The sequence below is a fragment of the Halomonas alkalisoli genome, assembly GCF_021412585.1.
Lineage (GTDB): Bacteria > Pseudomonadota > Gammaproteobacteria > Pseudomonadales > Halomonadaceae > Halomonas > Halomonas alkalisoli.
Genome location: NZ_JAKCMI010000025.1, coordinates 41,641 through 48,305, shown reverse-complemented (window position 1 = coordinate 48,305; position 6,665 = coordinate 41,641). Strand labels below are relative to the sequence as shown.

4 protein-coding genes are annotated in these 6,665 nt (G+C 65.0%); 1 reads left to right on the top strand and 3 read right to left on the bottom strand.

What is annotated here, in order from left to right; translation table 11 throughout:
- Positions 1 to 1,688: urocanate hydratase (gene hutU, locus LY622_RS10755; RefSeq protein WP_234290905.1), on the bottom strand; the 1,688-nt coding region annotated here is incomplete at its 3' end.
- A gap of 276 nt (positions 1,689 to 1,964) precedes the next feature.
- Between hutU and LY622_RS10750 the strand changes: the two genes are divergently transcribed.
- Positions 1,965 to 3,290: a YjiH family protein gene (locus LY622_RS10750; protein ID WP_234290904.1), complete on the top strand. Its 1,326-nt coding sequence runs from the start codon at positions 1,965 to 1,967 to the stop codon at positions 3,288 to 3,290.
- Between the two features lie 70 nt (positions 3,291 to 3,360).
- Here LY622_RS10750 and hutC read toward each other — a convergent pair whose 3' ends face one another.
- Together hutC and hrpB are read right to left on the bottom strand one after the other, a co-directional pair.
- Entirely contained in the window at positions 3,361 to 4,068 is a 708-nt protein-coding gene (gene hutC, locus LY622_RS10745; RefSeq protein ID WP_234290903.1) for a histidine utilization transcriptional repressor HutC, read from the bottom strand.
- Positions 4,069 to 4,128: 60 nt separating this feature from the next.
- Positions 4,129 to 6,579 carry an ATP-dependent helicase HrpB gene (hrpB, locus tag LY622_RS10740; protein WP_234290902.1) on the bottom strand — a complete coding sequence of 817 codons (2,451 nt, stop codon included), beginning with the start codon at positions 6,577 to 6,579 and terminating at the stop codon, positions 4,129 to 4,131.
- Positions 6,580 to 6,665 lie beyond the last annotated feature (86 nt).

The following is a 6,665-nucleotide window of genomic DNA, read 5'->3' as shown; positions in this document are numbered from 1 at the left end:
TCCAGCATCGGCAGGTCGAGGCCGTTGTCGCGGGCGCACTGCTTGGCAATATCGTACCCGGCATCCGCGTGGCGCATCACCCCGGTGCCCGGGTCGTTGCGCAGCACCCGGCCCAGGCGCGCGTGGGCTTCGTCCGTGCCGTCGGCGACGATCACTACCCCGGCATGCTGTGAATAGCCCATGCCCACGCCTCCGCCGTGGTGCAACGAGACCCAGGTCGCGCCGCCGGCGGTATTGAGCAGGGCGTTGAGCAGCGGCCAGTCGGAGACGGCGTCGCTGCCGTCCATCATCGCCTCGGTCTCGCGGTTGGGGCTGGCCACCGAGCCGGAGTCCAGGTGGTCGCGGCCGATGACGATGGGTGCCTTGAGCTCTCCTTTTGCAACCATCTCGTTGAAGGCCTGGCCCAGGCGGGCGCGATCCTTCAGGCCGACCCAGCAGATCCGCGCCGGCAGGCCCTGTAAGGCGATCCGCTCCCGGGCCATGTCGAGCCAGTTGTGCAGGTGCGGGTCGTCCGGGATCAGCTCCTTGACCTTCTGGTCGGTCTTGTAGATGTCCTCCGGGTCGCCGGAGAGCGCCACCCAGCGGAACGGGCCGATGCCCTGGCAGAACAGCGGGCGGATATAGGCCGGTACGAAGCCGGGGAAGTCGAAGGCGTTCTCCACGCCCTCTTCCTGGGCCATCTGGCGGATATTGTTGCCGTAGTCGAAGGTCGGCACGCCCATGGCCTGGAAGTCGAGCATGGCACGCACATGCACCGCCATGGACTGCTTGGCGGCCTTGGTCACCGCCTCGGGTTCGGTCTTGCCCCGGGCCACGTATTCGTCCCAGCTCCAGCCCGACGGCAGGTAGCCATGCAGCGGGTCGTGGGCGCTGGTCTGGTCGGTGACCATGTCCGGGCGCACGCCACGCTTCACCAGCTCGGGCAGCACGTCGGCGGCGTTGGCGCACAGGCCGATGGAAACCGCCTTGCCCTCGGCGGTGTAGCGCTCGAGGCGCGCCAGGGCGTCGTCCAGGTCGCTGGCCTGCTCGTCCAGGTAACGGGTGCGCAGGCGGAAATCGATGCTGGTCTGCTGGCACTCGATATTCAGCGAACAGGCCCCGGCCAGGGTCGCGGCCAGGGGTTGGGCGCCGCCCATGCCGCCGAGGCCGGCGGTGAGGATCCAGCGCCCGGCCAACTTTCCGTCGTAGTGCTGGCGCCCGGCCTCGACGAAGGTCTCGTAGGTACCCTGGACGATGCCCTGGGAACCGATGTAGATCCATGAGCCGGCGGTCATCTGGCCGTACATCATCAGGCCCTGCTTATCCAGCTCGTTGAAGTGCTCCCAGTTGGCCCAGGCCGGTACCAGGTTGGAGTTGGCGATGAGCACCCGCGGGGCGTCCCTGTGGGTCTCGAACACGCCCACCGGCTTGCCCGACTGGATCAGCAGCGACTGGTTGTCCTCCAGGCGCTTGAGGGTCTCGACGATGGCGTCGAAGCACTGCCAGTCCCGGGCGGCACGACCGATGCCGCCGTAGACCACCAGGTCCTCGGGGCGCTCTGCCACGTCCGGGTGAAGGTTGTTCATCAGCATGCGCATGGGGGCTTCGGTGAGCCAGCTCTTGCAGCTGAGTTCAGTCCCGGTGGGGGCGGCGATCCGGCGGCTGGGATCGTGACGGGGGTCGCGGTCGATGGGCTGATACTGGGTCATGAAGGCATCCTCGTTCTTGTGGCCGGACGGGTGCAGCCGAGTCAGCTGCACAATCTGTATATACAGATATCGGCCATTTCACGAGGTGTCGTCAAGAGGGAATTTTTTCAAGACCACTCAAAAAGACATAACATATTGTTTTTAAAATATTAAAATCCAGTACTCATCAAAATTATTAGACTAAGGTCTATTTGCCGCAGAGATAAAAATGGCTAAATCTTGTTCATGCTGTATATACAAATACTCCTTCGGACAACGACGCGACGGTAGAATCCCATGGAAAAACTGGCGGAATATCCCAAGAACAGAAAAAGCAGCTGGTGGAACCTGATGAAGCTGGTGATTCCCAGCGGCATTGGCATTCTGTTCTTCTTTGTACCCATCGAGATCAGCGGACGCTCCACCATCCTCCTGGATCACCTCGTACGCTACTGCATCGGTCTGCTGGGTGACTGGGCTCCCTGGTACGCCTTGGCCGTGATTACCGCAGGTGCCCTCTACCCCTTTATCACCGGAAGCTGGCGGCACAGCACCACCAATCTGGTGTTTACCCTGCTCAAGGTAGCCGGGGTAGTCTTCATGGTGATGGCCATGAGCGGTGTCGGGCCTGCCCTGCTGCACGAGGCCGACAAGTTGCCCTTCCTGCTCGACAAGCTGGTGGTACCGGTGAGCCTGATCGTGCCTATCGGGGCCATTTTCCTCGCCCTGCTCACCACCTACGGGCTGCTGGAACTGGTGGGGGTGATCTGCCAACCGCTGATGCGTCCTCTATGGAAGACGCCGGGGCGCTCCGCCATCGATGCGGTGGCCTCCTTCGTGGGCAGCTACTCCATCGGCCTGCTGATCACCAACCGGGTCTATACCAGCGGCATGTACTCCAACCGCGAGGCAGCCATCATCGCCACCGGGTTCTCCACCGCATCGGTGACCTTCATGATCGTGGTGGCGAACACCCTGGACATCATGCATGTGTGGCTGCACTACTTCTGGCTGACCTTGCTGATCACCTTCCTGATCACCGCCATTACCGCGCGCATCCCGCCGATCAGCCGCATGAGCACTGACGTAGCCAACCCCGAACCGATGGTGCCCCGGGGAGAGCGCCTGAGCAGCGCCCTGCGTGCCGGACTGGAAGCCGCCGAGCGGGCACCGAGCCTGCAACGCAATGTGTTCAACAATGGCCGCGAAGGGTTGTTGATGGCCATGAGCATCCTGCCCTCCATCATGTCGGTGGGGCTGATCGGCCTGCTGGTGGCCAACTATACCCCGGTGTTCGACTGGCTCGGCTACGCCCTCTACCCCTTCGTGTTGCCCTGGGGACTCGATGACGGCCTGATGCTGGCTCAGGCCACCGCTTCTGGTCTCGCCGAGCTGTTCCTGCCGGCGCTGCAGATGACCGAGGCCTCCTTCGTGGCCCGCTTTGCCACCGCCATCGTGTCGATCTCCTCGATCCTGTTCTTCTCAGCGTCGATTCCCTGCATTCTCTCCACCAACATTCCCATTTCCATTCCGCAGCTGCTGGCGATCTGGTTCATTCGTACCGCCATCGGCCTGTTCCTGGCGATTCCCGCAGGCTATCTGGTGCTCTTCCTGGCCGGTTAGCACAGAGGACACACAACGACACAGGCCATCCCAAGGGATGGCCTGTGTCGTTGTCAGGGAGTGACACCCGTTATAAAGAGCCGGTATGAAATCGAGCGTTAAGCTTGTAACGGGAGCCCGGATGCAACAGCTGGGTATAGCTGATCAACAGCTCTCCCGACCAGCTACGCCGAATCACCTTGAGACAGGCCTCCCGCTCCGAAATATCCAGCAGCGCTGCCTCCTGGGGGCTTGGGTGCACCGCTTCCACCGAGTGTTCCACATCGGTGACCGGGTAACGAGCCACCAGGATGGCGTTGGGGGTCTGGCGCTCGAAGTCCTGCTCCAGGTAGTCCGGTGCCAGTTTGGGGTTCACATGCCGCCGCTCAAGCTGGATCTTGACCCCGTTCTCCCGATGCACGATCTCGGAGTAGAACACACGGGAGCCCGTCTGGACCCCCAGGAAGATGGCAACATCTCCCAGCGCCGGCACCTCTTCGAGACAGATGACCTCGCTGCTGTGCACGCCGCCCCGAGCCCGGATCTCGTCTGCGATGTTCTTGATCTCGAACAGCGATGACTCAGCCTTGAGCTCGACAACATACGTACCGGATCCTGTGCGCCGCATCAGCATCCCCTGGTGTACCAGGTCACGTATCGCCTTGTTGGCGGTCATACGACTGACACCGAACTCCTTGGCCAATGTATTCTCGGCCGGAATTCTGTCGCCCGGCGCGAACGCTCCCTGCTCGATCTGCTCGGTCAGGTAGTCTTTGATCCTCGTATAGGATGGCTTCATATCCGACCTTCTGGGTTCCCTTTAGACTATCGCCTCACTATACCAGCCAGCATCATCATCTTACCCCTGCCGCCTGGTGCGGGCGGTGGCCTCGGCGGTGAGCGGATCCTCGGGCCAGGGGTGCTTCGGATAACGCCCGCGCATCTCCCGGCGTACCTCCGGGTAGCCGTTGGCCCAGAAGCTGGCCAGGTCACGGGTGACCTGCAGCGGGCGCCGTGCCGGCGAGAGCAGGTGCAGCAGTACCGGCACGCGCCCACCGGCGACGCACGGCGAGGCCCGCCAGCCGAACAGCTCCTGCAGCTTTACCGCCAGCACCGGCTCGCCTCCCTCCAGGCAGGGCCTGTAGTCGAGACGGATATACGATCCACTGGGCACGCCCAGTCGTTCCGGCGCCAGGTCGTCGAGGCGTGAACGAAGCGACCAGTCGAGACTGTCGAGCAGTTTTCGCGCCAGGGGCAGGCGCTCCACGGCATCGAGCCGGGTGATGCCATCGAGATGCGGGCCCAGCCAGCTCTCGAGATCGTCGAGCAGCGCCGCCGTCGACCAGTCGGGCCAGTCGTCGCCCAGTTCCCGGCGCAGCAGCGCCACCCGCCCACGCAGTTGGTCGGCCGCCTCGTCGAAAGGCAGCACGCCGCGGTGGCGCAATGCCTCTAGCAGTGCCTGGCGGACCGCCTCAGGCGGCAGCTGCTGAAGCGGCCTTCGCGCCAGCACCACCGCCCCCAGGCCACGCACCAGCTCGCCCACCAGCCGTCCCTGCTCATCCGACCACTCGATGTTCGCCCGCCATTCGGCGGTCTCGGGATAGAGAACCTCGAGCCGGTCGGCAGCCAGCGCCACCCCGCGATATATCCTGGCGCCACTGGCCTGGCCATCCAGGTCAGCGGCCACCAGCAGCTCGGCGTGAGCCAGCGGATGCTCCTCGGGAAGGGTGGCCAGCCCTCCCCCGGCCAGCCGAAAGCGCCCCGGGGCGAGACGCTGTCCGATGCGCTCGGGATAGGCCAGCGCCAGCAGCTCACCCAGCGGGGCGAGGCTTTTCACCTCCAGTCCGCAGCCGCCGATGCGCGCCAGGCGACGTGCCTCCTGATGCCACTGGCCAAAACGCCTGGCGTCGGCGAGTCGCGCCTGAAGCGCCGGCTCCAGGTCCTTCTCGCCATCCAGGTCACGCCCCTCCAGCGCGGCCACCAGCGCACAGGCCAGCGGCAGCGCCTCCAGCTCATGGGCTCGCTCCAGCATCACCGCCAGGCGTGGATGGGTGGGCCAGCGGACGCAGCGACGTCCCAGCGCGGTGAGATGACAAGCCTCGTCGATCACGCCGAGCCGCCGGAGCAGATCCCGCCCGGCGGCCAGCGCACCGGACGGCGGCGTGGTGACCCAGGCGAGTGCCGCGATGTCCGTGACTCCCCAGCGGGCCAGTTCGAATGCCAGCGGGGCCAGGTCGGCCTGTCGTATCTCCGGCTCGCCGTGGGGAATCAGTGGCTGCTCCTCGGCCCATAGCCGCAGGCAGAGGCCGGGGCCCTGACGCCCCGCGCGGCCACGGCGCTGATCGGCGCTGGCGCGATTGACCCGGCGCGTCTCCAGGCGGGTCAGCCCGCTGCGTGGCTGAAAAACCGGCACCCGCTCCTGGCCGGCGTCGACCACGATGCAAACCCCTTCCACGGTCAGGCTGGATTCGGCAATCGCCGTGGCCAGTACCACCCGGCGATGGCCTTGCGGGTCCGGGCGTAGCGCACGACGCTGGGCATCCAGCGGCAGCCGCCCATGCAGTTCCATGACCGAAAGGTCGGGCCGCCGCGCGCTCAGCTCCCTGGCCAGGCGGCGAATTTCGGCCACCCCGGGGAGTATCGCCAGGACGTCACCCGCGTCCTCTTGCATGGCCTCCATTACCGCTGCGCACTGCTGGCGTGCCGTATCCCGGCCGCCATTGACGGGGAAGTATCGCGTCTTCACGGGATGGGCCCGGCCAGGGCAATCGATCACCGGGGTGTCCTGGCCCAGTACGCCGAGCAGCGCCTCGACGTCCAGAGTCGCCGACATCACCAGCAGGCGCAGGTCGTCGCGCACCGACTGGGCGTCAAGCGCCAGCGCCAGGCCCAGGTCGGCCTCCAGGCTGCGTTCGTGAAACTCGTCGAAGATGACTCCCGCGACCCCTTCGAGCAGGGGGTCGTCCTGCAGCATTCGGGTCAGTATCCCCTGGGTAACGACTTCGAGGCGGGTTGTGGCACCCACTCTGCTCTCGCCCCGCATCCGGTAGCCGACGGTCTCCCCCACCGGTTCACCGAGGCTATCGGCCATAAAACCGGCGGCAAGTCTGGCCGCAACGCGTCGGGGTTCCAGCAGCAGCAGCTTGCCCTGGCCACACCAGGGCGCCTCGAGCAGTGCCAGGGGAACCCGGGTGGTCTTGCCGGCACCCGGTTCCGCGACCAGCACGGCACGGTTATGACCGGCGAGTGCCAGGCGGATGTCATCCAGACGGGTCTCGATAGGCAGAGCCGATGACGCCGACGCTGTCATCGAATTGTCATCCTTTTTCATATACGATTTGCCATATATTTCAGGCGCATTTCAGCGACACGTCTCAGGCACCCAACATCTCAGGG